27 protein-coding genes are annotated in these 24,704 nt (G+C 58.7%); 19 read left to right on the forward strand and 8 right to left on the reverse strand.

From position 1 onward, the window contains the following. The 5 genes from B5G37_RS05465 to B5G37_RS05485 form a co-directional block, all read left to right on the forward strand. Positions 1-264: sigma factor-like helix-turn-helix DNA-binding protein (locus B5G37_RS05465; RefSeq protein WP_204217864.1), on the forward strand; the 264-nt coding region annotated here is incomplete at its 5' end. After that, positions 261-467 (forward strand): helix-turn-helix domain-containing protein, encoded by a 207-nt coding sequence (locus tag B5G37_RS05470; protein WP_087255129.1) that lies wholly within the window; start codon positions 261-263, stop codon positions 465-467. The genes B5G37_RS05465 and B5G37_RS05470, both read left to right, overlap by 4 nt. Positions 468-508: 41 nt before the next feature. Next, a complete protein-coding gene (locus B5G37_RS05475; RefSeq protein WP_087255132.1) occupies positions 509-712 on the forward strand; it encodes an excisionase in 204 nt (67 codons plus the stop codon). 73 nt (positions 713-785) lie between these two features. Continuing rightward, a complete protein-coding gene (locus tag B5G37_RS05480; RefSeq protein WP_087255135.1) occupies positions 786-1,943 on the forward strand; it encodes a tyrosine-type recombinase/integrase in 1,158 nt (385 codons plus the stop codon). Between the two features lie 354 nt (positions 1,944-2,297). Then, a complete protein-coding gene (locus tag B5G37_RS05485; protein WP_158099354.1) occupies positions 2,298-3,050 on the forward strand; it encodes a helix-turn-helix transcriptional regulator in 753 nt (250 codons plus the stop codon). A gap of 49 nt (positions 3,051-3,099) precedes the next feature. On the opposite strand, the gene rpiB is transcribed toward B5G37_RS05485, so the two are convergent. The 3 genes from rpiB to B5G37_RS05500 form a co-directional block, all read right to left on the reverse strand. Next, a complete protein-coding gene (gene rpiB / locus B5G37_RS05490; RefSeq protein WP_087255141.1) occupies positions 3,100-3,540 on the reverse strand; it encodes a ribose 5-phosphate isomerase B in 441 nt (146 codons plus the stop codon). An 18-nt stretch (positions 3,541-3,558) separates the two neighbouring features. After that, entirely contained in the window at positions 3,559-4,368 is an 810-nt protein-coding gene (locus tag B5G37_RS05495; protein ID WP_143482876.1) for a PHP domain-containing protein, read from the reverse strand. 170 nt (positions 4,369-4,538) lie between these two features. Beyond that, a complete protein-coding gene (locus B5G37_RS05500) occupies positions 4,539-6,524 on the reverse strand; it encodes a phospholipid carrier-dependent glycosyltransferase (RefSeq protein WP_087255147.1) in 1,986 nt (661 codons plus the stop codon). Positions 6,525-6,814: 290 nt separating this feature from the next. On the opposite strand from B5G37_RS05500, the gene hrcA reads away from it, so the two are divergent. From hrcA to dnaJ, 4 genes are all read left to right on the forward strand, one after another. Next, complete coding sequence (gene hrcA, locus B5G37_RS05505) at positions 6,815-7,879, forward strand: heat-inducible transcriptional repressor HrcA (protein WP_087255150.1); 1,065 nt, start codon at positions 6,815-6,817, stop codon at positions 7,877-7,879. Between the two features lie 5 nt (positions 7,880-7,884). Further along, positions 7,885-8,415, forward strand: coding sequence for a nucleotide exchange factor GrpE (gene grpE / locus B5G37_RS05510; RefSeq protein WP_087255153.1), 531 nt, complete (start codon positions 7,885-7,887; stop codon positions 8,413-8,415). A gap of 52 nt (positions 8,416-8,467) precedes the next feature. Further along, positions 8,468-10,318, forward strand: a complete 1,851-nt coding sequence (gene dnaK, locus B5G37_RS05515; protein WP_087255156.1) for a molecular chaperone DnaK — start codon at positions 8,468-8,470, stop codon at positions 10,316-10,318. Between the two features lie 87 nt (positions 10,319-10,405). Continuing rightward, positions 10,406-11,575, forward strand: a complete 1,170-nt coding sequence (dnaJ, locus tag B5G37_RS05520; protein WP_087255159.1) for a molecular chaperone DnaJ — start codon at positions 10,406-10,408, stop codon at positions 11,573-11,575. Positions 11,576-11,947: 372 nt separating this feature from the next. Here dnaJ and B5G37_RS05525 read toward each other — a convergent pair whose 3' ends face one another. The 3 genes from B5G37_RS05525 to B5G37_RS05530 all read right to left on the reverse strand — a co-directional run bounded on the left by B5G37_RS05525 (position 11,948) and on the right by B5G37_RS05530 (position 13,812). Further along, positions 11,948-12,856, reverse strand: coding sequence for a type II CAAX endopeptidase family protein (locus B5G37_RS05525; RefSeq protein WP_158099355.1), 909 nt, complete (start codon positions 12,854-12,856; stop codon positions 11,948-11,950). Positions 12,857-12,903: 47 nt separating this feature from the next. Further along, on the reverse strand, positions 12,904-13,326 hold the full coding sequence (locus tag B5G37_RS15180) for a hypothetical protein (protein WP_158099356.1): 423 nt from the start codon (positions 13,324-13,326) through the stop codon (positions 12,904-12,906). 78 nt (positions 13,327-13,404) lie between these two features. Beyond that, entirely contained in the window at positions 13,405-13,812 is a 408-nt protein-coding gene (locus B5G37_RS05530) for a hypothetical protein (protein WP_087255167.1), read from the reverse strand. 136 nt (positions 13,813-13,948) lie between these two features. On the opposite strand from B5G37_RS05530, the gene B5G37_RS05535 reads away from it, so the two are divergent. After that, positions 13,949-14,566 (forward strand): single-stranded DNA-binding protein, encoded by a 618-nt coding sequence (locus B5G37_RS05535; protein WP_087255170.1) that lies wholly within the window; start codon positions 13,949-13,951, stop codon positions 14,564-14,566. Here B5G37_RS05535 and B5G37_RS05540 read toward each other — a convergent pair. Both B5G37_RS05540 and B5G37_RS05545 read right to left on the reverse strand, forming a co-directional pair. Further along, positions 14,545-15,129, reverse strand: a complete 585-nt coding sequence (locus B5G37_RS05540) for a uracil-DNA glycosylase (RefSeq protein WP_087255173.1) — start codon at positions 15,127-15,129, stop codon at positions 14,545-14,547. The two genes, B5G37_RS05535 and B5G37_RS05540, sit on opposite strands and share 22 nt — an antisense overlap. 114 nt (positions 15,130-15,243) lie before the next feature. Continuing rightward, complete coding sequence (locus B5G37_RS05545; protein WP_087255176.1) at positions 15,244-16,143, reverse strand: RluA family pseudouridine synthase; 900 nt, start codon at positions 16,141-16,143, stop codon at positions 15,244-15,246. A 130-nt stretch (positions 16,144-16,273) separates the two neighbouring features. On the opposite strand from B5G37_RS05545, the gene B5G37_RS05550 reads away from it, so the two are divergent. From B5G37_RS05550 to B5G37_RS05590, 9 genes are all read left to right on the forward strand, one after another. Next, positions 16,274-16,549 carry a YabP/YqfC family sporulation protein gene (locus tag B5G37_RS05550; RefSeq protein ID WP_087255383.1) on the forward strand — a complete coding sequence of 92 codons (276 nt, stop codon included), beginning with the start codon at positions 16,274-16,276 and terminating at the stop codon, positions 16,547-16,549. A gap of 4 nt (positions 16,550-16,553) precedes the next feature. After that, positions 16,554-17,801, forward strand: a complete 1,248-nt coding sequence (locus tag B5G37_RS05555; RefSeq protein WP_087255179.1) for a sporulation protein YqfD — start codon at positions 16,554-16,556, stop codon at positions 17,799-17,801. Positions 17,802-17,804: 3 nt separating this feature from the next. Beyond that, a complete protein-coding gene (locus B5G37_RS05560; RefSeq protein ID WP_087255182.1) occupies positions 17,805-18,815 on the forward strand; it encodes a PhoH family protein in 1,011 nt (336 codons plus the stop codon). Beyond that, positions 18,808-19,302 (forward strand): rRNA maturation RNase YbeY, encoded by a 495-nt coding sequence (gene ybeY, locus B5G37_RS05565; protein WP_242962771.1) that lies wholly within the window; start codon positions 18,808-18,810, stop codon positions 19,300-19,302. The genes B5G37_RS05560 and ybeY overlap by 8 nt, the downstream gene beginning before the upstream one ends. A gap of 27 nt (positions 19,303-19,329) precedes the next feature. Beyond that, positions 19,330-19,881 (forward strand): hypothetical protein, encoded by a 552-nt coding sequence (locus B5G37_RS05570; RefSeq protein ID WP_087255188.1) that lies wholly within the window; start codon positions 19,330-19,332, stop codon positions 19,879-19,881. A gap of 272 nt (positions 19,882-20,153) precedes the next feature. Then, positions 20,154-21,050, forward strand: a complete 897-nt coding sequence (gene era, locus B5G37_RS05575) for a GTPase Era (RefSeq protein ID WP_087255190.1) — start codon at positions 20,154-20,156, stop codon at positions 21,048-21,050. 35 nt (positions 21,051-21,085) lie between these two features. Further along, entirely contained in the window at positions 21,086-21,277 is a 192-nt protein-coding gene (locus B5G37_RS14945; RefSeq protein ID WP_143482877.1) for a hypothetical protein, read from the forward strand. A 137-nt stretch (positions 21,278-21,414) separates the two neighbouring features. Next, positions 21,415-22,191, forward strand: a complete 777-nt coding sequence (recO, locus tag B5G37_RS05585) for a DNA repair protein RecO (RefSeq protein WP_087255196.1) — start codon at positions 21,415-21,417, stop codon at positions 22,189-22,191. Next, positions 22,175-24,559, forward strand: a complete 2,385-nt coding sequence (locus B5G37_RS05590) for an endonuclease MutS2 (protein WP_087255199.1) — start codon at positions 22,175-22,177, stop codon at positions 24,557-24,559. Before recO ends, B5G37_RS05590 begins: the two co-directional genes overlap by 17 nt. Positions 24,560-24,704: the final 145 nt, after the last annotated feature.

Genomic DNA, 24,704 nt, shown 5'->3' on the forward strand with positions numbered 1-24,704 from the left:
ACATGCCCCGCCTGCGGGCACTGCTTCGAGTCGCTGTTCGACGTAGGCGGCGTGGGCGTGACGGTGGCCGATCCGGACATGGCCGACGCCATCCGGGCCTTGGACGCGGACGGACAGGCCATCGTCCTGCTCCATTACTTCGCCGAATGGCCTGACGGCAGGATCGGCACCCATCTCGGCATCCCCCGGTCCACGGTCCAGTTCCGCCGGAACGCCGCGCTGCGGCTCCTGCGCGGCCTGCTGGAAGGGAGGTGCGGGCAATGACCTACGAAACCGTGGTCGCCGCCACCCACGGGGACCCCGTTGCCGCCGAGGAGGTGCTGGAACACTTCGACTCCGCCATCGACGGGCTGTGCACCCACGCCTTCGTCGATGAGGGCGGGCACACCGAATACGGCGTGGACACGCAGATGAAGACCGAGATGCAAGGCAGGCTCCTCGCCGCCATGCTCCACTTCACCCCATAAACCCAGAAAAACAGTATGATAGCAATAGCGGGGGTAACTACATGGCCCGTTCTGATGTTGTTCCCATTTGGGAAAAGGCAAATTTAAGCATGGAGGAGGCCGCCGCCTATTTTGGAATTGGCATCAACAAACTGCGAGAAATGACCAATGAGGACAACTGCCCCTTTGTCCTTTGGAATGGCAGCAAGCGCATGATTAAGCGAAAAGCCTTTGAAAAATTTTTAGAGGCGGCCTACTCAATATAGTGGAAAGCGCAGGTTCGGTGTGGTATAATTAACCATACCCTATCTGCGCTTTTTTAGGAAGGAGAGATAGGTCTTGAGTGAAAAGCGCAGAGACAATAAGGGCCGTGTTCTGAAAGACGGCGAAAGCCAGCGGAAAAATGGCACCTATGATTACAGATATACAGACATTCATAAAAAGCGGCGTTGCATCTATGCAAAGACATTGGCCGAGTTGCGCCGGAAAGAGAGCGATATTCAGCGGGACTTGGCTGACGGTGTGGACTATGCAGCGGGAGAGATCACAGTTGCGGAATTAGTGGACCGTTACATCAAATTGAAACGGGGACTTAAACAAAATTCCATGCGGGCTTATAGCTCCGCCGTCAACCGCGTCCATGCCGCCCCATTTGGACAGCTCAAGATCAGGACAGTGAAGTTGTCTGACGCAAAAGGCTGGTTCGTGGACCTGCATGACAGTGGGATCAAGCAGAACACCATCAGTGTGTTGCAGAGCGTTGTCCGGCCAGCCTTTGAAATGGCTGTGGATGATGACATAATCCGCAAAAACCCGTTCAAATTTAAGTTGGCCGAAGTTGTTCCGAATGACGCTTTTGTTCGTGACGCTCTGACAAAAGAGCAGCAGAAAAAGTATTTGCAGTTCATCCGGGATTACGGCAACGACAATTACTATGACGATATTGTGATTCTGCTGGGAACTGGCCTACGAGTCAGTGAATTGTATGGCCTCACTCGTCCAGACATTGATTTTGAGAGGCGCTGTATCTATGTCAGGCACCAACTTTGCCGAACTGCCGAAAAACCGTACTTCATCACGGAACCCAAGACAAAGAGCGGCATTCGCTGTATTCCCATGACGGACAGCGTGTATATGGCGTTCCGTCGGGTACTGCGTGACAGGGGGTCTCCCAAGGTGGAAATGCTGGTTGACGGATACACCGGGTTTGTCTTTCTGGACAAAGATGGAAAGCCCAAAGTGGGTATGCACTTGCAGAACTACATGAGAGGCATGCAGAGAAAGTATGTCGAGCTATTTGGCAACACACTCCCCAAAGTAACGCCCCATGTTTTGCGGCACACCTTTTGCACCAACGCGCAGCAAGCCGGTTTGGATGTGAAAAGCCTGCAATACCTCATGGGACACTCTAACGCAAGCGTCACCTTGGATGTCTACACCCACAGCAACTATGAGTCCGTCGAAAAGGCGTTTGAACAGGTTGCGGCCAACCTCTGATATGGGCACAAAATTTACGCCACAACTTACGCCAAAAGGCCGTGAACTTGCGTAAAACTGCGTAAACAATCGGCGGATGTACTGACAATTTTTGGACAGCGGAAAAACGGCGTGAACCCTTGAAAAATCTACAAAAATTCACTTTTCTGTTTGCTTCCCGAAAAGGTGAAAATATTGAAGTCCTGAAGGGCGGCATGTACTAAGAATCAGCCTGAATACAGCTTGAAAAGGCCGGTGTCCATGGGACACCGGCCTTTTTTACCTAAATGAGGATGATTTCCCCAACTCTCTTGACGTTCGATTGACAATCCCAGCCTTGCAGGGTACCATGAGGCCCATGGAGGTGTGTGCGCCGTGTATGAATTGGACAAAAAGAAATTCGGCTCCTTTGTGGCCAGCCTGCGCCGGGAGAAGGGGCTGACCCAGAAGGAGTTGGCCCAACGGTTGTACCTTTCAGATAAGGCGGTGAGCAAGTGGGAGACTGGGGTGAGTATCCCGGACACCGCTCTGCTCATGCCTCTGGCCCAGGAACTGGGAGTGACGGTGACGGAGCTGCTCTCCTGCCAGAGGATGGAGCAGCAGACCATGGAGCCGGAGGAGGTGGAGAGTGTGGTGAAAACCGCCATCACCTATGCCCAGCAGCAGCCCCAGAGGGCCTATCAGGAAGCAGGTAGGTGGCCTGTCATCTATGTGCTATCTCTGGTGCTGGCTGGGTTGGGGGGGCTGGCCAATGTCCAGATGGGGCCGATGGTGGAGTCGCTGACGGTACCTGTGCTGTTGGGGGGCATCTTTGGGGTGTGCTTTATCTTTGCGGCCCACTTGCAGCTGCCGGGGTATTACGACCACAACCGCATTGGCGGGGTCGTGGACGGCCCCTTACGCCTGCATCTGCCCGGAGTGGCCTTCAACAACCGGAATTGGCCCTACATTCTGCGGGTGGGGCGTGTTTGGGCGTGCTACGTCTTGGCAGTGTGGCCGTGGGTGTACGCCCTGGGACAATGGTTGCAGCCTCTGGTGTGGCAGGATGTGGCCGAATACGTTGCGCTGGTGGCGTTGCTGGGTGGCCTGTTTGTCCCCTTGTACGTGACAGCAAAACGGCATGAATGAACAAGGAGGTGTGAGCCACGGCTCACACCTCCCTATGTTTTGTATGAGATTATGCGTTCTCGATGTCCATCATCAGGTCCACCCGGCGCTGGTGACGGCCGCCTTCAAACTCGGTGCTCAAAAACACCTCCACGATGCGGTCGGCCATGTTGCGGCCGATGAGAGCGGCGCCCATGGCCAGCATGTTGGCATCATTGTGGCGGCGGGTCATCTCAGCGGAGAGAGGCTCGCTGCACAAAGCGCAGCGCACACCCTTGACCTTGTTGGCGGAGATGGAGATGCCGATGCCGGTGGTGCACATGACAATGCCGCGCTCACACTCACCACTGGCCACCTTTTCCGCGGCGGCCTTGGCAAAGATGGGGTAGTCGCAGCTGTCGGTGGAGTAAGTACCACAGTCCACCACCTCGTGGCCCATCTGGGTGAGGTATTCTTTGAGGTGCTCTTTCAGATCGAAGGCACCGTGATCGCAGCCAAGAGAAATTTTCATGTTGAGGACTCCTTTTCCTTAAATTTTGTGGGGGACAGGGCGGCGGCCCTGGTACGTGGTGACGTAGGAGAAGCCGGCGATTTCCAGTAGCTCCAGGGCTTGGGTGAGGCCCAGAGCCATGTGCTCGGGCACATGGGCATCCGAGCCGATGGTGACGTACTCACCGCCACAAGCTTTGAACCAGCGGAGAATGGGCAGCCATTCGTCCAGAGAGCGACCCCGGCAGGTGTTGACCTCCAAGGCGTGACCGCTGGCGGCCACCTGGCGGAAAATCTCCATTACCTGCTCCTGGAAGGGCTCCAAGGTTAGGGATTCTCCATCCCGCTGCACATAGCGCAGGGGATAGATGATGTGGGCCAGGGCATCGTAGCAGTCACCGCACTGGGTGACCATGGTATAGGTGTGGGTGAGGGCGTTTTCCATGGCCTCACGGCACAGGGTCGGGTTTCCACCAAAGCGGGTGAAGTAGAAGTCCCGGTTTCCCTGGGCTCCAATCCAGTTGTGGAGAGAGCCCAGCACAAAGTCCAGCTCGTCCCCGGCCTGGGCCAGAATCTCCCGGGTGCCCTGGGGATTGTAGGGAATGGAGCCCAGCTCCAGGCCCAGACGCACCGGGAGGGGAGCGTGGAGCCCATAGGTGTGGTGCTGCTCCTTGGCTTGCTGCCAGGGAAAGTGGCAGGTGGGCACGCCGTCCCCGTCCAACAGGTCGCAGTGGTCGGTGACGCACAGTTCCTGAACCCCCGCCTTTTGGGCGGCGGCAATCATCACAGGTAGGGGAGATTCACTGTCATGGGACACCAAGGTGTGGGTATGAAAGTCACATAAGTACACAGTAGATCAGCCTCGCAGAGTTCCGCCGTTAGGCGGAAAATGTGTAATCCATTTTTTCCGGCGACATGTGCGGCGGAAAAAATACTTCTCAGCCCTCAAACGTGCGAGCATAGCGAGTGCGATGCAGAGGGCTGCAAATTTTCTCGGAAACGCTTGCGTTTTCGAGACGTTTAAAGTGGCCAGCTGGGGAACCAGCGCAGGAATACTTCGCTGTACCACAGGGGCATGTACAGACCCGTGAGAGCGGGGTAGAAGATGGCGTACAGGCCGGCCGTACACCCGGTCAGGCCATACACGGCCAGACGGGCGCCCCGGCGGTGGCGGTCCAACATGTCGTTCATCAGGTAGGCGATGGCAAAGACCAGGAACAAAATGGTGGGGAAATAATGATAGGCAAACAGGGTGCGGCCAATGGGCAGCCAGGGCAGGAACTGGGACAGAATGGCGATGAGGATGAACAGGCCCCGTCCGCACCGGCGGCGAATGGTCTGGATGAGCACAGCGAAGAAGGCCAGCAGGCCGGTCCAGGACACCAGGGGGTTATTGAAGGAGGCAAACAGGCTCTTGACCCCTTCGGTGTTGGCCAGATCCAGATCCCGGTAGTAGAGGATGGGGCGGGCATCGAAAATCCACTGGTACCAGTAACTCTCATAGGGGTGAGAGGAGTGGACACCCTGGTGGTAGGAGAGCATAAACTCCTGGTTGCTCCACATCACGTTCAGTAGGTTGTCCAGGGTCAAGCCACCCTGAGAGGTGGCATAGGGAATGTAGGACAGGGTATAGATGACCGAGGGAATGAGCACGAAGAAAATCACCGACAGAGAGGTGGTGCTGAGGAAGAAACTGATAAAGTCGAAGTTTCCAGGGTCGCGCTTCCACTCGCGGTAGCGCAGCCACATCCCCAGCGCCCACAGCACCGCCAGACCGGCCCCGGCGTAGATCACTGTCCACTTGCTGGCGCAGCCGATGCCCCAGAACACCCCGCACAAAAACAGAGGGATGGCCGTCTTGCGCAGGGAGGTGCCCACGGGATGGCACAGCCAGCGATACATAAAGTAGTAGGAGACCAGGATGAAGAACACTCCGTAGGTATCAATGGTGGCAATGCGAGTTTGCACTAGGTGCATGAAGTCAAAGGCGAACAGACAGGTGCCGCAGAAGGCCACCACCGTCTTGCCAAAGAAGTTTTTCAGGAACACATAGAGGATGGGGAGCATGAGCACGCCAAACAGGGTGCCCATAAACCGCCAGCCAAAGGGCACCATGCCAAAGATGGCAATGCCGATGGAGATGATGAGCTTACCCAGAGGAGGATGGGAGACCTCGTAGGGGTAGATGTTGTTCATGTGCTCCAGGGCGGTGCGGGGATGGTAGATCTCATCGAAGTAGGTGGAGTTCATGTAGGTCTGCTTGGTGGTCCATTCATCCGTCTCATCAAACAGAGCCTTGGCCCCCACGTCCACATAGTCGGGTACCAAAGCCTGACCGTTGCTCCACAGGGCCAGCTCCGCCAGCCACACGCCCTCGGTGCGATCGGCAGAGGTGGCGGTGATGCGGAAGGTGGTGGCCTCGATGACACCGGTGTCGATCTGGCTCAAATCCGCCAGTTCCCATTTAAATAAGGAAGCGTAGTTTTGATCCAGGTCCACCCCCTGCCAGTCCGAGCCGCTGTTGGTGTACTCCAGACGGTAGGTACCGGTACCCAGGGAGGTGTAGAAGGAGATTTGATCCACCCGCACCGGCTGGGCAAAGGAGAAGGTGTAGGAGTCCCCCTGCTGGAACTGGACGTAAGTTTCCGGGGCAGACATACTGCCCAGCTGGAAAAAGGCGGTGATGGCGTACACCACCGTCACCAGCACCATGGGAATCCAGTCACACCGCTCCATGGGGGTAAACGGCAGGGTGAGGCTCAGGGGCTTGGGACGGAATCTGGCCTCGGACATGGCGATCCACTCCAGAGAGTTGGGTCGGGGCTTGAGGCACTGCCAGTAGTACACGAAAAAGGCCACCACAATGGCCAGCCCAACCAGGGCGAAGAAAAAGGCGGGGGAGAGGTTGGAGAAGAACCAGTTGACCCCGTAGACCACGCTGTCCCAGGTTTGACTCAAGGTCAGGGCGGTGGTGGGCAATGGGGGAGCAGTGAGGGATAGTGGCATAGGTGATGACCTCCAAAATGTGAGCGTCGTCCAAAGGTGGACATAGATATACATATTTTACTACGAATGGGGTGGAAAGAAAAGAGCCAATTCGCAGACCAGTCCGCTGTTGGGGAATGAATTAGCAATTAACGAGACATACTGCAAAAAACGAGGGGCGTTTTTGCGGCCGCATCCATTCACATTTAATTTACAACTGGACTATTGACAATTCCCAGGGGCGGTGGTACAGTATCATTAGCACTCGGGGATAGTGAGTGCTAAAAGAGAAAACCAAAGGAGGGTGCCGTTTGGAACTGACAGAGCGAAAAAAGAAAATCCTGCGCGCTGTGGTGGAAAGCTACATCCGCACTGCAGAGCCGGTGGGTTCCAAGGCCATTTTGGAACTGGCAGAATTGAAGGTATCCTCCGCCACCATTCGAAATGAATTGGCAGACCTCACCGAGATGGGGTACTTGGAACAGCCCCACACCTCCGCCGGACGGGTGCCGTCCCCCAAGGGATACCGGCTGTACGTCAACGAGCTGATGGAGGAGCAGCGGCTGAGCCTGGACGAGACCCGGCAGATCAACGAGGCCCTGCACCTGAAGATGCAGGAGCTGGACAAGGTCATTGACCAGGCCGGACGCATGGTGTCCCAGCTGACCAACTATCCCGCCTTTGCTGTGGCGGGAGGGCGGCAGCGCACCACCATTCGCCGCTACGATCTCATCATGGTGGATGTCAACTCCTTCATTGTGGTGGTGATGACGGACAGCAACGTGGTGAAAAACAAGCTCATCCGCCTGCCCACCGATCTGTCCCAGCCCCAGCTGCAGCTGCTGACCACCTTGCTCAACACGTCCTTTGTGGGCAAGAGTTTGGAGGAGCTGACCCCGGAGCTGATGCGAGTGGCGGAACACGCCGCCGGCAGCGCCTACGGGCTCATCTCCCTGGTGGTGTCCTTTGCCATGGAAGTGCTGGACTCCCTGGAGCACAGCCCCGTGTACACCGCCGGAACCAGCCACATTTTGGACCACCCGGAGTACCGGGACGTGGACAAGGCCCAGAAGCTGATGTGTTACCTCAGCGAAGACCAGTCCCTGGCCAACGTGCTGGATCTGCCCGCCCTCAGCGGCGACAACACCAAGATACTCATCGGGCCCGAGAATGTGGCCGACGAACTAAAAGATACCAGCGTGGTGCTGGCCAGCTATGACATCGGAGACGGCATGAAAGGCGTGATCGGTGTGGTGGGCCCCACCCGTATGGATTACGCCAAGGTGGCCGCCAAGCTGTCCTATGTGGCAGACGGCCTGTCCAAGCTGTTTGGACAGGGAGAACTTCCCCCCGCCCTTGACGAAAAGGAGGAGTAGACCCCATGGATGAAAAGACCGTAAATACCGAGAACACCGAAAACCTGGAGCAAGAGGTGGAAGAGACCACCGCCGAGCCTCAGCAGGAGGCGCAGGCAGAAGCTGCCCCCCAGGTGGACGAGAAATTGGCCCAGGCCGAGGAGAAATACCTGCGTCTGGCTGCCGAGTACGACAACTATCGTAAGCGCACCGCCAAGGAAAAGGAGAGCGCCTGGACCAGCGCGAAAGCCCAGACCGTGGCCGCCTTCCTTCCCGTGTACGACAACCTGGAGCGGGCCTTGAAGCAGCAGACCACCGACGAGGCCTACGCCAAGGGCGTGGAGATGACCATGAAGGGTCTCCAGGATGCCCTCAATGGGTTGGGTGTGGAACAGATTCCCGCCTTGGGCGAGGTGTTCGACCCCAACCGCCACAATGCAGTGATGCATGTGGAGGATGAAACCGCCGGAGAAAACACGGTGGTGGAAGTGTTCCAGCAGGGCTTTACCTGCGGAGATAAGGTGATTCGTTTTGCCATGGTGAAAGTGGCAAACTGATCCATATATCACATTGTAAACACATATTTCTATATATTAGGAGGAATTCATTATGTCTAAGATTATTGGTATCGACCTTGGTACGACCAACTCTTGTGTATCCGTGATGGAGGGCGGCGAGGCCGTCGTCATCCCCAACGCTGAAGGCAACCGCACCACTCCCTCTGTGGTGGCGTTCTCCAAGGACGGCGAGCGTATGGTGGGCCAGGTGGCTAAGCGCCAGGCCATCACCAACCCCGACCGCACCATCATCTCCATCAAGCGTGAGATGGGTTCTGACTACAAGGTGGACGTGGACGGTAAGAAGTATACTCCCCAGGAGATCAGCGCCATGATTCTGCAGAAGCTGAAGGCTGACGCCGAGGCTTACCTGGGCCAGACCGTCTCCGAGGCTGTCATCACCGTGCCTGCTTACTTCACCGACGCTCAGCGTCAAGCCACCAAGGATGCCGGTAAGATCGCCGGTCTGGAAGTCAAGCGTATCATCAACGAGCCCACCGCCGCTGCTCTGGCTTACGGTGTGGACAAGGAGAGCGACCAGAAGATCATGGTCTACGACTTGGGCGGCGGCACCTTCGACGTGTCCGTGCTGGAGGTTGGCGACGGCGTCATCGAGGTGCTGGCCACCGCCGGTAACAACCGTTTGGGCGGCGACGACTTCGATAAGTGCGTCATGGACTGGATGGCCGCTGAGTTCAAGAAGGCCGAGGGCATCGACCTGACTGGCGACAAGGTTGCCATGCAGCGTCTGAAGGAGGCCGCCGAGAAGGCTAAGATCGAGCTGTCCGGCGTGACTTCCACTTCCATCAATCTGCCCTATATCACCGCTGACGCCACTGGCCCCAAGCACCTGGAGCTGACCCTGACCCGTGCCAAGTTCAACGAGCTGACTGCTCACCTGGTGGAGGCCACCACCGGCCCCGTGCGTCAGGCTATGAACGACGCCGGTCTGAAGTCCAGCGACCTGCACAAGGTGCTGCTGGTGGGCGGCTCCAGCCGTATCCCCGCTGTCCAGGAGGCCGTGAAGAAGATCACCGGTCTGGAAGGCTTCAAGGGCATCAACCCCGACGAGTGCGTGGCCATGGGCGCTGCCATCCAGGGCGGCGTGCTGGTGGGCGACGTCAAGGGCCTGCTGCTGCTGGACGTCACTCCCCTGTCTCTGGGCATTGAGACCATGGGCGGCGTGATGACCAAGCTCATCGAGCGCAACACCACCATCCCTGCCAAGAAGAGCCAGATCTTCACCACCGCCGCCGACAACCAGACCTCCGTGGAGGTCCACGTGCTCCAGGGCGAGCGTGAGATGGCTCAGTACAACAAGACTCTGGGCCGCTTCCACCTGGACGGCATCGCTCCCGCCCGCCGCGGCGTGCCTCAGATCGAGGTGACCTTCGACATCGACGCCAACGGCATTGTCAACGTCACCGCCAAGGATATGGGCACCGGCAAGGAGCAGAACATCACCATCACCTCTTCCACCAACATGTCCAAGGAGGACGTGGAGAAGGCCGTGCGTGAGGCTGAGCAGTTCGCCGCTGAGGACGCCCGCCGCAAGGAGGAAGTGGACACCCGTAACCAGGCCGACCAGATGGTCTACCAGACCGAGAAGACCCTGGAGGAGATGGGCGACAAGCTGGATGCTGGCGACAAGGCCAACATCGAGGGCGAGCTCAACAAGGTCAAGGAGGCCCTGAAGGGCACTGACACCCAGGCCATTAAGGATGCCACCGAGGGCCTGACCAAGGCGTTCTACGCCGTCAGCGAGAAGCTGTACAGCCAGGCTGGCGCTCAGCCCGGCCCTGACATGGGCGGTGCTGCTGGCGGTGCCACCGGCTCCACCAACGGCGGCGACGACAACGTCGTGGACGCCGACTACGAAGTGGTGGACGACAACAACAAGTAAGAACAAGACCGGGTTTCACAAGCGGGGTGTGCAAAACCACCCCGCTTGTGGCAGGTTTGATTATCCTGCCCAGTGAGGTGACATACAATGGCAGAACAAAAACGTGACTATTATGAGGTCCTGGGTGTGTCCAAAACCGCCTCGGACGATGAATTAAAAAAGGCCTACCGCAAGCTGGCCAAGCAGTATCACCCCGACCTGAACCCGGGCAACGCGGAAGCCGAACAGAAGTTCAAGGAGGTCAACGAGGCCTACGAGGTGCTCTCCGACAAGGATAAGCGGGCCAAGTACGACCAGTTTGGCCACGCCGGTGTGGACCCCAACTTCGGAGCGGGCGGCTTTGGCGGCGGCGGCTTCGGCGGGTTCGACATGGGCGATGTGGACCTGGGCGACATCTTCGGCTCCTTCTTTGGCGGCGGCTTTGGCGGCTTCGGCGGTCAGCGCCAGGCCAATCCCAACGCTCCCAAGCGGGGCGCTTCTCTGCGGGCCAACATGACCATCACCTTTGACGAGGCCATGCGGGGGGTGGAGAAGGAGATCAACCTCAACCGCACGGAGAACTGCACCACCTGCCACGGCTCGGGCTGTGCCAGCGGTACCACCGCGGAAATCTGTCCCGACTGCCACGGCACCGGCCAGGTGCGTATTCAGCGTGGAGCAGGCGGCTTTGCCTTCACCACCACCGCCCCCTGTTCCAAGTGCCACGGCACCGGTAAGATCATTCACCAGCCCTGTCCCGACTGTCATGGGGACGGCCAGGTGCGCCGTCAGCGCAAGATCAAGGTGAAGATCCCCGCCGGCATCGACGATGGTCAGTCCATCTCCATGCGTGGCCAGGGCAACGAGGGCCTCAACGGCGGCCCCGCCGGGGACCTGCTCATCAACATCTCCGTCATTCCTGACCCCCGCTTCCAGCGGGATGGGTACGATTTGTACCTGGAGCAGAAGGTGAGCTTCACCCAGGCGGCCCTGGGCGCAGAGCTGCAAATCGACACCATCGACGGCAAGGTCAAGTACAACCTGCCCGCCGGCACCCAGCCCGGCACCACCTTCCGTTTGCGGGGCAAGGGTGTGCCCAATGTCAACGGACGGGGCCGAGGCGACCAGTACGTGACCGTGAAGGTGCAAGTGCCCACCAACCTGACCAGTGAGCAGCGGGATGCTCTGAAGGAGTACGCCCGTGTCATGGGGGAAGGTACCCCCGCCCCGGCCACGCCGGTGCGGGACTTCTTTGAGAAGAAGCGGAAGAAGAAATAAAGAATGAAAACTCCCAGCCTGGGAACAGGCTGGGAGTTTTCAGCGTGTCGAAAAAGTTCGACACGCTTCTCAAAAATGCCAGCATTTTTTCGAGGAGATGCAGCCCGCTGCATGCACCCTTGGGGCAAAGGACGCCCCAAGGCCACACTGGCGGGCTGATAGGTGTTTTTTCCGATGCGCATGTCCCCGGAAAAAACAGATTTTAATTTATTTTCCCGCCCCCGGGCGGGAAAACTCTGCCGAGGGCGTTTTGATGATGCAAGAAAATATATCTTTCTTGCATGCACATGAGGTTTTTTGACAGTCTAAAAACTCCCAGCCTGGGAACAGGCTGGGAGTTTTGTTATGGTTGCCATTTGCGACAGACTTGGCTTATAGAGCCAATGCGAACATCACAGAGCAAAACAGGGCAAACAGAACGAAGCCTATGTTTCCATATACGGCCTTGGCCCGGCCTTCCCGGGGAAGCTCACAGGGAGCGGGAGAGAGGGGAAAGCGTTTCCGGTTGACGGCACCCACCACCAGACCAGCCACCGCCAAGCCCAGGTCGGCCGCCAGCAGATACACCTCCAGTCCGTGGGACATCATAAAGAGAGGTACCGCCGAACCCAGGAAATTGATGATCATGTGGATAAGGACGGGATAGCGGAGGCTGCCCGTGCGCAGATACACATAGGCCAGGATGAGCCCCACCCCGAAGGCATAGAAAAACTGGTAGAAATTCATGTGGAACAGCCCGAATGTCAGGGCGGAGAACACCATGGCGGTTTTCTCTCCATAGCGTCCACAGCGGTCCAGCAGCTGTTTGCGAAAGACAAATTCCTCCACCACGGGAGCCACGATGATGGTGGTAAATAGGGCCAAGAAGCCACCGTCGGTGATATAGGTCTCTATGCCATTCTGAGCCGTCCCCCCAGACAGTGCCGCAGACAGCAGGGAGCCGATGACGTTGCCCAGGTATGTCACCGGGAAACACACCAACAGAAGAACCAGGAAGCGAGAGGCGGGCAGCTTGCTCTGGGGTTGGGGGTGGATGGGGAGCGGTCGAATGATGAGAAGGCAGATTGGGACGCCCACGACATACATGGGGAGGGAACTGGCAGCCCAGAGAAACCACGGGTTGTTCAGCAGGTCTACCCCTAAGACGAACAGGACGCTTGCCACGATTCCCGTTAACAGTTGTATCACGATGGGGAAGAATGTCATGGCAAGCAGGGCTAGGCTCAATTTGCGAAAACAGGATTTTGCCTCTTGTATGGATACCAAATTCTCTTCGTTCATGTGGAACGTCCTCCAATTCTCTCTGGTTGTGATGCAGTTCTGAAGGGTTATAAGGGCCGTCCATGTTCCCGGCGGTGTCCGTCCCGCAGTGCAAAATAGAGACATGCAAAGCAGAGAAATACGTCTAAATAGATCAAACATTGATTGAATATATATTTGAAGTAAGTCAAATCTTCCTCAATGTTGGTGATAGGGAAAATTCCCAGGCAGGACAGAACATGGAGCAGAAACAGGGCCAGGGATAGAAAGTAGACAGCCAGGCGGAACCCCTGGTTCTGGATTTCCTCCCAGGTGAACCGGGCCTTGTTGTACCCCCAAAGGATGATAAGGGGGGCGTACATGCTGTAGAAGAGTAGTTTCACAGAATAGGACATGTCTAGAGTGCGTGGGAGAAGGATAGCAGCCGTAGCCAAGATAATCAGAACTAGGCCAATGTTGTTCTGGGAGAATATCCCATGACTTGATTTCATAAACGACCCTCCTTGATATGGATATTTGCATTGTGAAATAAAAACTTCCACAGTCCTGCGGGGGACTGTGGAAGTTTTTCAATGTTCAATGGTGATGTTTTCGGTGCCGTGGGCCTCAAATTCGTCGATATAGGCGTCCATGCGCTGGATGAGCTCCTGCTGGTTGCTCTCGTCGATGGGCACGTAGTTCATGTCCCGTCGGGCCAGATCTTCCGCCAGAATGTCGAAAAACACGTTGTTTTCATATTCCATGATGGCCTCATGGATGCCGCCCTCGGCAAAGGCTCTGGAGGGGATCACCTCGCCCTGGTACACCTCGGCCAAAGGCTCCATGCCCTCTCGGGCGGCCTGGGCAAAGAGCAAACTCTCCACCTGGTCGTAGTCTGCGAATCGGTCGTCGCCTCGGGTGGAATTGAGCACCCAGTTGCCGATATACACCATGTCCAGCAATCGCCGGAATTGCTTGCGCGTCAGTTGCACCTCCATATACAGCCCTCCTTTGCTTATGGCTATTCAAGGGGTACGCCCTATATTATACCGACGGGGAAAGGAATGTCAACGGTCATACTTGGCCACTTGGGCGCATAGAATCCAACAGATTTTACCCATGGAGTGTGATGTCATGAGCCAAGTAAAAGGAGAAAATCAGGGAATGCTGCGGGGGGAGGTGTTGGCCCTGCCCAAACTTTCCCACCACAACCACGGGGTGGACTACTATCTGGTGCCCTTCCGGGTACCCCGTCTGTCCGGGGCGGAGGACGTGGTGAATCTGGTGGTGTCCCAACCTCAGCTGGAGCTGTGGCAGCCGGGGAACTGGCTGGAGATCGGGGGCGAGGTGCGCTCCTACAACAACCGCTCGGGCCAGGGAAGCCGACTGGTGATCACCATGCTGGTGCGGGAGGCGCTGCCCGCCCACATCCGGGAAGGGGAAAACCACTTGCTGCTGGCCGGAGCGCTGTGCAAGCCACCGGTGGCTCGGCGTACCCCTCTTGGGCGGGATATCTGCGATCTGCTGTTGGCAGTCAACCGCCCCTACGGTCGGGCGGACTACTTACCCTGCATTGCCTGGGGGTCAGTGGCCAGCCGGTGCGCCCAGATGGCGGTGGGGGACCGGCTGCGGCTGGAGGGACGGCTGCAAAGCCGCCAATACCACAAGATGGTGGAGGGGGAGCGGCAGACCCGCACCGCCTATGAGATCTCCATTATGAATCTGCTGCCTCAAATGGAGGAGGATGCATAGACCTGGGGGCACAGCTCCCTGGCCTTGGCCCGGATGGAGCGCAAATCCCCAAAGGTGTCCGGTTTTTTGGAGGGGTCCCGCAGCAGAGCGGCGGGGTGGTAGATGGCGGTCATGGCCACACCCGCCTTTTCCACCCACTGTCCATGCTGCTGGGTGATTTTATAGTTGGGGTCAATGAGCCGCTGGGCGGCGATGCGGCCCAGACAGACGATGATCTTGGGGCGCAGCAGAGCCACCTGGTTGCGCAGATAGCCGATGCAGGCATCTTGCTCGGTATGCAGCGGGTCCCGGTTGTGGGGCGGGCGGCACTTGACGATGTTGGCGATGTATACGTTTTTCTCCCGGCTCAAATCAATGAGGGAGAGCATATCGTCCAGCAGCTGTCCCGCGGGGCCCACAAAGGGGATGCCCTGCAAGTCCTCCTGTTCCCCAGGACCCTCGCCCACCAGTAGAATGGGGGCGTTTTGGGGTCCGACCCCAAACACCACGTGGTGGCGGGTTTCCGCCAGGGGGCAGAGCTGGCAGGCTTGACAGGTCTCGTGGAGCTGTTCCCAAGATAGCATAGACATGGCACCTCTTTTGGTTGCTTTTTTCTCCATTGTATCATAAAGGGGAGGGCATGACCAGAGGGGGCAAAACAGGGATGCAGCCCATGGGCTGCATCCCTGTTGCTTGTCTTATCGGAATACTCGGTTGAAATCCCGGGGCATCTTGGCCTTGAAGGTGGTGGGCTGGCCGGTGACGGGGTGGACGAAGGACAACTCGTTGGCGTGCAGGCACAGCCGCCCAATGGGATTGGTGCGGGCGTCATACTGCTTGTCTCCGGCAATGGGACAGCCCCGCTCCTTCATGTGCACCCGGATCTGGTTTTTCCGGCCGGTGTCAATGGAGATATCCAGCAGGGAGTACCCGGCGCCGGACTTGATGATCTCGTAATTGGTGATGGCCTCTTTGGCCCCAGGGCCGGGGTCGCCGGAGAAGATCATGTGGGTCTTGGTCTCCACCAGGTAGGTGTGGATGGTGTCCCGCTCCGGGCGGGGGGTACCCTCCACCACGGCCAGGTAGCCCCGGCGGGTGATGATGTCGTTCCAACGGGACTGGAACAGCTCCTTGGTCTGCTCGTCCTTGGCAAACATCAGCACACCGGAAGTGTCCCGGTCCAGCCGGTGGATGACGAAGATCCGGTTGTCGATGTGCTGGTTTTTCACATAGTCGGTGACCATGTGGTAGGCGGTGCGCACCTTTTCCTTCTCGTTGCCCACGCTGAGGAGCTTGGCGGGCTTGTTGACCACAATGAGGTGCTCGTCCTCAAAGAGGATGGGGAAGGGAAGGGCGTCCTGCTTGGGGGCGGAGACGGACAAAATGGTCACCACCTGGCCGGGGGCCAGAGGGGTGTCGAATTGGGAGGTGGGACGGCCGTCCACCGTCACCAGCTTGCGGGAGAGCAGGGATTTGACGTTGTTCCGGCTCTTACCTTTGAGGGTGGCCAAAAGGAAGGGGAGCAGGGTGGTGGATTCTGCCACCGTGTAGCTGGGTTCCCGGCTCTTGTCCCGGTATTTGGGGCTCTGATATTGCATCAATGTTGTACCGCCTTTTCTTCACATTTTTCTATACTCTATCACAACCGGGGGCAAATGTCCACGGCAATCCCGGTGGGACAGGCAAGTGAGGGGGAGTTTTTTCATACAGTTTCCAGAGGTGATGGACATGGAGAAAAAGCAGAGCCTGTTGGAGCGGGCCTCCCGGCTGCTGGATGTACCGGGGGATGTGTTGGCGGGGCTGCCCCGGCTGGAACTGATTGGGGACGGGGAGCTGCGCATGGAGCCCCACCGGGGTATTCTGGCCTATGGCCCCGAGGAAATCCACATCTCGGCGGGAAAACTGCTGGTGATGGTGCGGGGGGAGGGGCTGGAACTGCGGGCCATGAATCCCGCCCAGCTGCTCATCACCGGGCGCATCACATCGGTGGAGCTGACGAGGTGAGGGCATGAAAAAATGGCTGAATTTGCTTCTGGGTTACGCCGTCATTCAGGTGACAGGGGCCTTTCCGGAACGATTTCTCAACCTGTGTGCCCAAAACCGGTGCGCCTTTTGGCGTCTGCACTGGCTGGACAACAACACCTTGCAGGTGCGGGTGTATTTGGCCGACCTGACCCAGCTGGAGGACCTGGCCCAGCGGGCGGGGTGTGAAATGGAGGTGCTCTCCCGCCGGGGAGGCACGGCCCAGGCCCGACGGCTGTCCAAGCGGTGGGGGTTTATGGCGGGGCTTGTGCTGTGCGTGCTGGCGGTGAGTATCCTCAGCCAGTTCGTGCTGGTGGTGGAGGTGGTGGGCAATGAAGAGGTGCCCTCCGCGGTGATTCTCACCCAGCTGGAGCGCCTGGGGGTGCACCCGGGGGTATACGCTCCCTCCATTGTCCAAAAGGAGGTGGCCAACGAGGCCCTCACGGCCATGCCTGAGCTGGCCTTTCTGGCCATCAACGTCTACGGCACCCGGGTGGTGGTGCAGGTGGAGGAGGCAGAGCGCAAGCCGGAGCTGCTGGATGAGTCCACCCCGGCGGACATTGTGGCCGCCGCCGACGGCATCATCGAGGACATCCAGACCTCCGCCGGAGAGCCCCTCTTTGCCGATGGAGACATTGTGGCCAAGGGAGAGGTGCTTATCAGCGGCACCATTCCCCTCTACGAGCAGAACATCGAAAAGCCCTACGCCGGGGACCTGGTGGTCCACGCCACCGGCACTGTCACCGCCCGTACCTGGCGCACCCTGGAGGAGCGCTTGCCCCTGACGGTGCCCACCAAGGTGTACGACGGGGAGAAGGAGACCAGCTATCAGGTAAAGCTTTTGGGTCTGGAGTTGGATTTTTTTGAAAAGAGTAGCATTTTCCCCGATGGATATGATAAAATAACCAACACAGAGTCCTTGGAGCTGGGTGGCTACACCTGGCCTGTGTCCCTGACCACCACCACCTACCGCAGTTACACCGTCCAGGAGCAGACGGTGGACCAAAAGCAAGGAGAAGAGTTACTGAAAAAGCTGCTGGTGCAGCGGCTGGAGCGGCTGTTGGACGTGGGGGAGGGGGAAATTCTCCAGCAGGATTTTGTCACCCGGGTGGAGGGGGACACGTTGGTGGTGTCCCTGGTGGCCGAGTGCCGGGAGCAGATCGGCCGCACCGTGGAACGCTCGGGAACCACCGGACATGTGGAACCAGAAACCCAAATCGGGGAGGAATCATAACCAATGACAGAGCAATCCATCAGCATTGAACGGATGGAAGAGGCCATCAATCTCTTCGGCCTCTTTGACGAGAATATTCGCATCATCGAGCAGGAGCTGGGGGTCACGGTGGTGAACCGGGAGTCCAGTTTGAAGATCTCCGGCGACGGAGAAGCGGTGATGTGGGCGGTAAAGGCGGTGCAGGGCCTTTTATCCCTGTCCGCCAAAGGCGAGGCCATCAACCAGCAGAATGTGCGCTACATCATTGAGCTGGTGCGGGCGGGCAACGAGGGCAAGATTGCCCAGCTGGCGGGGGACGTGGTGTGCGTCACCGCCAAGGGCAAGCCCATCAAGGCCAAGACCGTGGGCCAGAAGAAGTATCTGGACGCCATCAAAAAAAACACCGTCACCCTGGGCGTGGGCCCTGCCGGTACCGGTAAAACCTATCTGGCGGTGGCTGCGGCAGTGGCGGCCTTCCGGGAAAAGCAGGTTAACCGCATCATCCTCACCCGTCCCGCCGTGGAGGCCGGGGAGCGGCTGGGCTTTTTGCCCGGCGACCTGCAATCCAAGGTAGACCCCTACCTGCGCCCCCTGTACGACGCCCTCTTTGACATGCTGGGGGCGGAGACCTACCAGAAGTACCTGGAGCGGGGCAACATTGAGGTGGCCCCTCTAGCCTATATGCGTGGCCGTACCCTGGACGACAGCTTTATCATCTTGGATGAGGCCCAGAACACCAGCCGGGAGCAGATGAAAATGTTCCTCACTCGTATGGGCTTTGGCTCCAAGGTGGTCATCACTGGCGACGTGACCCAAATTGACCTGCCCGCCGACAAGACCAGCGGCCTGAAGGAGGCCATGCGGGTGCTCCAGGGGGTGGAGGATATCGCCATCTGCCCCCTCACCGACCAGGACGTGGTGCGCCACGTCATTGTCCAGCGCATCATCAAGGCCTATGACGACTACTATCACACCAACCAGCCGCCCAAGGACAAGGGCGGCGACAAGGAAGGAAGGAGGAAGTCCCGTGGCTGAGGAACATGAGATCTCCATCTCCACCGAGGTGGAGGGGGCGGACGATGAGGCCACCTGCGCCCTCATCCGCTCCACCATTGCCACCGCTCTGGCCCAGGAGGGGGTGGAGGTGCCCTGTGAAGTGGATGTGCTGCTCAGCGACGACGCGGGCATCCACGCCATCAATTTGGACATGCGTGGGGTGGACCGCCCCACCGACGTGCTCTCCTTCCCCATGTTCGACCTGACCCCCGGGGAGAAGCCCCAGGCGGATTGGGCGGACCCGGACAGCGGCTGTGTTCCCTTGGGGGATATGGTGCTGTCCCTGGAGCGGGTGGAGGCCCAGGCCCAGGAGTACGGCCACAGCCGGGAGCGGGAACTGAGCTACCTGGTGGTGCACTCAGTGCTCCACTTGCTGGGCTATGACCACCTGGACGAGGGGCCTCAGAAGGCCCAGATGCGGGAGCGCGAGGACGCAATCATGGAGGTTGTCGGGCTGAGTCGATAACCTGGGAACAAAAAAGGGGGATGCACCATGAAGAAATTGCTGATGGTATCCGCTGTTACCCTGTGCGCCGGACTGCTTCTCATCGGCTGCACGGCCTTTGTGACCCAAAAACAAGTGACCACCCAGGAGCAGGTGACCACCCTGGAGCCCATTCAGACCCCCGCCCCCATGGGGCAGGAGGAGCTGTTTGACGCCCTGGCCGGGGATAGCATTCTGGGCGTGGTGATTTTGAATCCCACCCAGGAGGAGCTGGAACTGGCCAAAAACGTGGATCAAGTCTACCCCGATCAGGAGTACGGTGAGTATATGCTCATTGTGCCCAAGCTGCCGGGGAGCACCATCACCTTGCAGGAGTTGACCTACGATTCCAACACCGGCGAGGTGGTGGAGGTGAAGGACGTGCACACCACCAGCGGCACCGATCCGGTGGCCATGCTGGTCCAACAGGACATTCCCGAGGGCTTTCCCACCCTGCGTGTGGTGGTGGAAGCCGACGGCCGCACCGGGACCTATGACCTGAGCTATTACGGTAAGGGAGACGGGCGGCGAGACTTCTATATTATGTGGAATCGAGAATAATCTCTCGAAAATGCAAGCATTTCCGAGAAGTTGCAGCCCGCTGCAGCGCACCAGCGAAAGCTGGCACGTTTGCGGGCTGAGAAGTGTATTTTCTGATGCGCATGTCCTCAGAAAATACGTGATTACAATTTATTTTCCCGCCGGAGGCGGAAAAACTCTGCGAGGCTTAAAGGCCAGGAGAGATTGAAACGGTTGAAAAGAGGTAAGCCTCTTTCAAATACAAACGGCCATTGTTCAATGCCGATACCAAAGAAAGTTGAGGATCATCTATTATGTCTCAGATCAAGAAAAGTGGAATCATCACTCTGGTGGGCCGCCCCAACGTGGGCAAGTCCACCCTGACCAACACCCTGGTGGGGGAGAAGATTGCCATTGTCTCATCCAAGCCCCAGACCACCCGCAACCGCATCAGTGCGGTGCTCAACCGTGGTGACACCCAGTTTGTCTTTGTGGACACTCCGGGTTTGCACAAGGCCCGCACCCGTCTGGGCGACTACATGGTGAAGGTGGTGCGCCAGTCCGTGGCGGATGTGGACGGGGTGATGCTGCTGGTGGAACCGGTAGATCGCATTGGCCCTGCCGAAGAGGAACTCATCGGCCGCATCAAGGCCCTGGGCGCTCCCGCCGTGCTGGTCATCAATAAAATTGACACCATCGAGAAGGAAAAGCTGCTCTCTGTCATGGCGGTGTATGGCGCGGCCCATAATTGGGACGCCGTCATGCCCATTTCCGCCAAAACCGGAGAGGGTGTGGAAGAACTGCTGGACCTGCTGGCCAAGTGGATTCCCGAAGGACCCCAGCTGTTCCCCGACGACGTGGTCACCGACCAGCCCGAGCGGCAGATCATGGCGGAAATCGTCCGGGAGAAGCTGCTGCGCAACCTGGATAAGGAGATTCCCCACGGCACCGCCGTGGAGGTGACCCGATTCACCCAGCGGGACGACGACATCATCGACTGCCACGTCACCATCTACTGCGAGAAGGAGTCCCACAAGGGCATCATCATCGGCAAGAAGGGCTCCATGCTCAAGAAGATCTCCACCCAGGCCCGGGAGGACATGGAGGCGTTCATGGGCGCCAAGGTGTATTTGGAAACTTGGGTGAAGGTGAAAGAAAATTGGCGGGATAATATCAATTTGATTCACAATTTCGGCTATACCGAGGACTAAAGCCTCGCAGAGTTCGCACCCGCAGGTGCAAAAAAATGAAAACCATTTTCTTCGGCGACATGTGCGGCGAAGAAAATACTTCTCAGCCCGCAAGTGTGGAATTTGTCCTCCCACGCTGGACAAATTATGCGCGCGGCGGGCTGCAACCCACTCAAAAAGATGCTTGCATCTTTTTGAAGGAATTCCCAGTTATAAACGTACACATCCCCTCTCACCCTAAAGGGTAGAAAGGGGATGTGACGTGTGGAGCCTTTAGGAAACTGGGATTTGTTTTGGAAGACCGGGCTACCGGAGGCGTGGCTCATGACCCGCTGTCAGGCAGAGAACGCAAACAAACCGCCTCAGAGAGAAGGAGAGACTGTCCATGTACCTGACCACCACAGCCCTGGTGCTGCGGGAAGTGGAATACAAGGATTCCGATAAATTGCTCACGGTGCTCACCCCCGAACAGGGCAAACTGACTCTGTCCGCTCGAGGGGTGCGCAAGAAAAAGGACGCCACGGCCGCGGCCTGCCAGCTGCTGACCTGGGGAGAGTTCACCCTCTCCCAGCGTCAGGGTCGGTGGCAGGTGAAGGAGGGGACCACCCAGCGCTCCTTTCGGGGTGTGCGGGAAGACCTGGATAAGCTGGCCTTGGGCAGCTACTTTGCCCAGGTCGCCGAGACCTTATGCGAGGAGGAGCAGCCGGAGCCAGAGATTCTGGCCCTCACCCTCAACGCCCTCCACGCCCTGGACCAGATGGCGGTGCCCCTTACCCTGGTGAAAACCGCCTTTGAGTGGAAGGCCATGGCCCTGGCGGGCTATGAGCCCATGCTGGACGGATGCGGGGTGTGCGGCTGTGAGGAGCCGGACGCCCCCTGTATCCACCTGGGGGAAGGGGTACTCCACTGCAAGGGATGCCGGGAGAAGCTGGGGGCGGGGGTGTCTATGCCCCTGACCGGGGCAGCGCTGGCGGCCCTGCGCCACATTGTGTGGGGCAACCCCAAGCGGCTGTTCTCCTTTACTCTGGACGAGAGCTCCTTGCAACGGCTGTCCCAGGCTTCCGAGGCCTATCTCATGACCCAATTAGAACGAGGATTTCATACCTTGGACTTTTATAAGTCCTTGACCATGGAGACGAACACATATGACAGAACTACTTGAAAAATCCATACAGACCCTGGAACTGCCACGGGTGCTGGCTATGCTGGCTGACGAGGCAGTGACGGAGGAGGGCAAAGATGCCTGCCGCAAGGTGCGGCCCCAGACGGTGGTGTCCGACGTGGCCCGGCTGCAAAAGCAGACCTCGGCGGCCTTCCAGATGCTGGTCAAGCACGGCACCCCCTCCTTGTCCGGGGTGCGCCCGGTGGCCGCTGCTCTGCAGCGGGCGGACCGGGGCGGCAGCTTGAACACCCGGGAGCTTTTGGACATCGCCCAGGTGCTGCGCTGCGCCCGCAATGTGCGGGAGTACGGCGTGGGGGAGAGCGGGGAGAAAACCGTGCTGGACGGCTACTTCCAAAGCCTGTCCCCCAACCGTTTTTTGGAGGAGAAGATCAGCGGCTCCATTCTCAGCGAGGATGAGATTGCCGATTCCGCTTCCACGGAACTGGCGGATATCCGCCGCCACATCCGGGCGGCGGCGGGAAAGGTGCGGGATGTGCTCAACCGGCTCATCTCCTCCAACCAGTCCAAGTATTTGCAGGAGTCCATCATCACCATGCGGGGTGGCCGCTACGTGGTGCCGGTGAAGAGCGAGCACAAAAATGAGATTCCCGGCCTGGTCCACGACGTGTCCGGCTCCGGCGGCACCTTCTTCATCGAGCCCATGGGGGTGGTGAACGCCAACAACGAGCTGCGAGAACTGCAAATGAAGGAGCAGAAGGAGATTGAGCGCATTTTGGCGGAGCTGTCCGCCGACTGCGCCGGATTCCGGGAGGGCATCGAGGACAACTACCGCACCCTCATCGCTCTGGACGTGATCTTCGCCCGGGCCAAGCTGTCCACCCACATGGGGGGCATGGAGCCGGTGCTGGGGGATTACATCGAGCTTCACAAAGCCCGTCACCCCCTGTTGGACCCCAAGACCGCCGTGCGCAACGACCTGTACTTGGGCCGTGATTTTGATACCCTGGTCATCACCGGCCCCAACACCGGCGGTAAGACGGTGACCTTGAAGACCTTGGGCCTTTTGACCCTCATGGCCCAGTGCGGCCTCCACATCCCCGCCATGGACGGCTCCACCATCCGGGTGTGCTCGGCGGTGCTGGCAGACATCGGCGACGAGCAGTCCATTGACCAGTCCCTGTCCACCTTCTCCTCCCACATGGTGAACATCGTGGCCATGCTGGAAAAGCTGGACGAGGACACCCTGGTGCTCTTTGACGAGTTGGGGGCGGGCACTGACCCGGTGGAGGGTGCGGCTCTGGCTGCCGCTATCATCGAGTCCGCCCGCCAGCTGGGCGCCCGAGTGGCGGCCACTACCCACTACGCCGAGTTGAAGGTGTACGCCATGACCACCCAAGGGGTGGAAAACGCCTCTTGCGAGTTCAACGTGGACACCTTGGCCCCCACCTACCGGGTGCTCATCGGCATCCCCGGCAAGTCCAACGCCTTTGCCATCTCCCGCCGTCTGGGGCTGCCCGACTACATCATTCAGCGGGCTGCCGACCGGATCGACGCGGAAAATGTCCGCTTTGAGGACGTCATCAGCCAGCTGGAACAGCAGCGTCAGGCTATGGAGCGGGAGAAGGAGCTAGCCCAGGAGCTGCGCCGGGACATGGAGCGCACCAAGGCCGAGGCGGACCAGTACCGCCAGCGTATCGAGGAGGAGCGGCGGAAGGCCACGGAAAAGGCCCAGGCCGAGGCCCGTGCCATCATCCAGGAGGCCCGGGACACGGCCGACGCCGTGTTCAAAGAGCTCAACGCCATGCGCCGCCGCCAGGAGAAGGCCAAAGAGTGGGTGGACGACAACCAGCAACGGTCTGACCTGCGCCGTACCCTTAATGAGGCGGAAAATGCCCTGGGCGCCAGACAGCAGGAGATGGAAGCCCCTGCCCCCACCCGTCCGGCGGTGAAGGGTGACATGGTGGAGGTGCTGAAAACCCACACCCAGGCCCAGGTGGTGGATGTGAACAAGGACGGCACCCTCCAGCTTCAGGCGGGCATCTTGAAGTTGAAGGCCCGCCAGGACGAGGTGCGAGTGATGGAGGAAGCCACCGCACGCCACAAACAAAGCCAGCGGGACAAGGCCCGCAATGCCACCGTTACCCGCCCCTTCCGGGCCGCTGCTGCCAAGGCGGAGCTGGACCTGCGGGGCATGATGGTAGACGAGGCCCTGGCAGCCGTGGACATGTTCCTGGACAACGCCCTTATGGGCAAATTGGAGACGGTGACCATCATCCACGGCAAGGGCACCGGTGCGCTGCGCAAGGCCGTGCGGGAGCACGTCAAGCACAGTCGATACGTGAAATCCGCCCGACCCGGCGCCTATGGCGAGGGCGAGGACGGCGTCACCGTTGTCACCTTGAAGTGACTTCCAGCACAGAATAGACCGGGGGAAAGGTGCTTTTCCACAAATGAAACCCTGCGATTTGTACAAATTGCTGTTGACGATGCCTTTCAAATTTGATATGCTATTGATGCAAATATTTTCGGGGAAAGCGCGGGATAGTACTCCC

Source organism: Pseudoflavonifractor sp. An85, assembly GCF_002161235.1.
Lineage (GTDB): Bacteria > Bacillota > Clostridia > Oscillospirales > Oscillospiraceae > Enterenecus.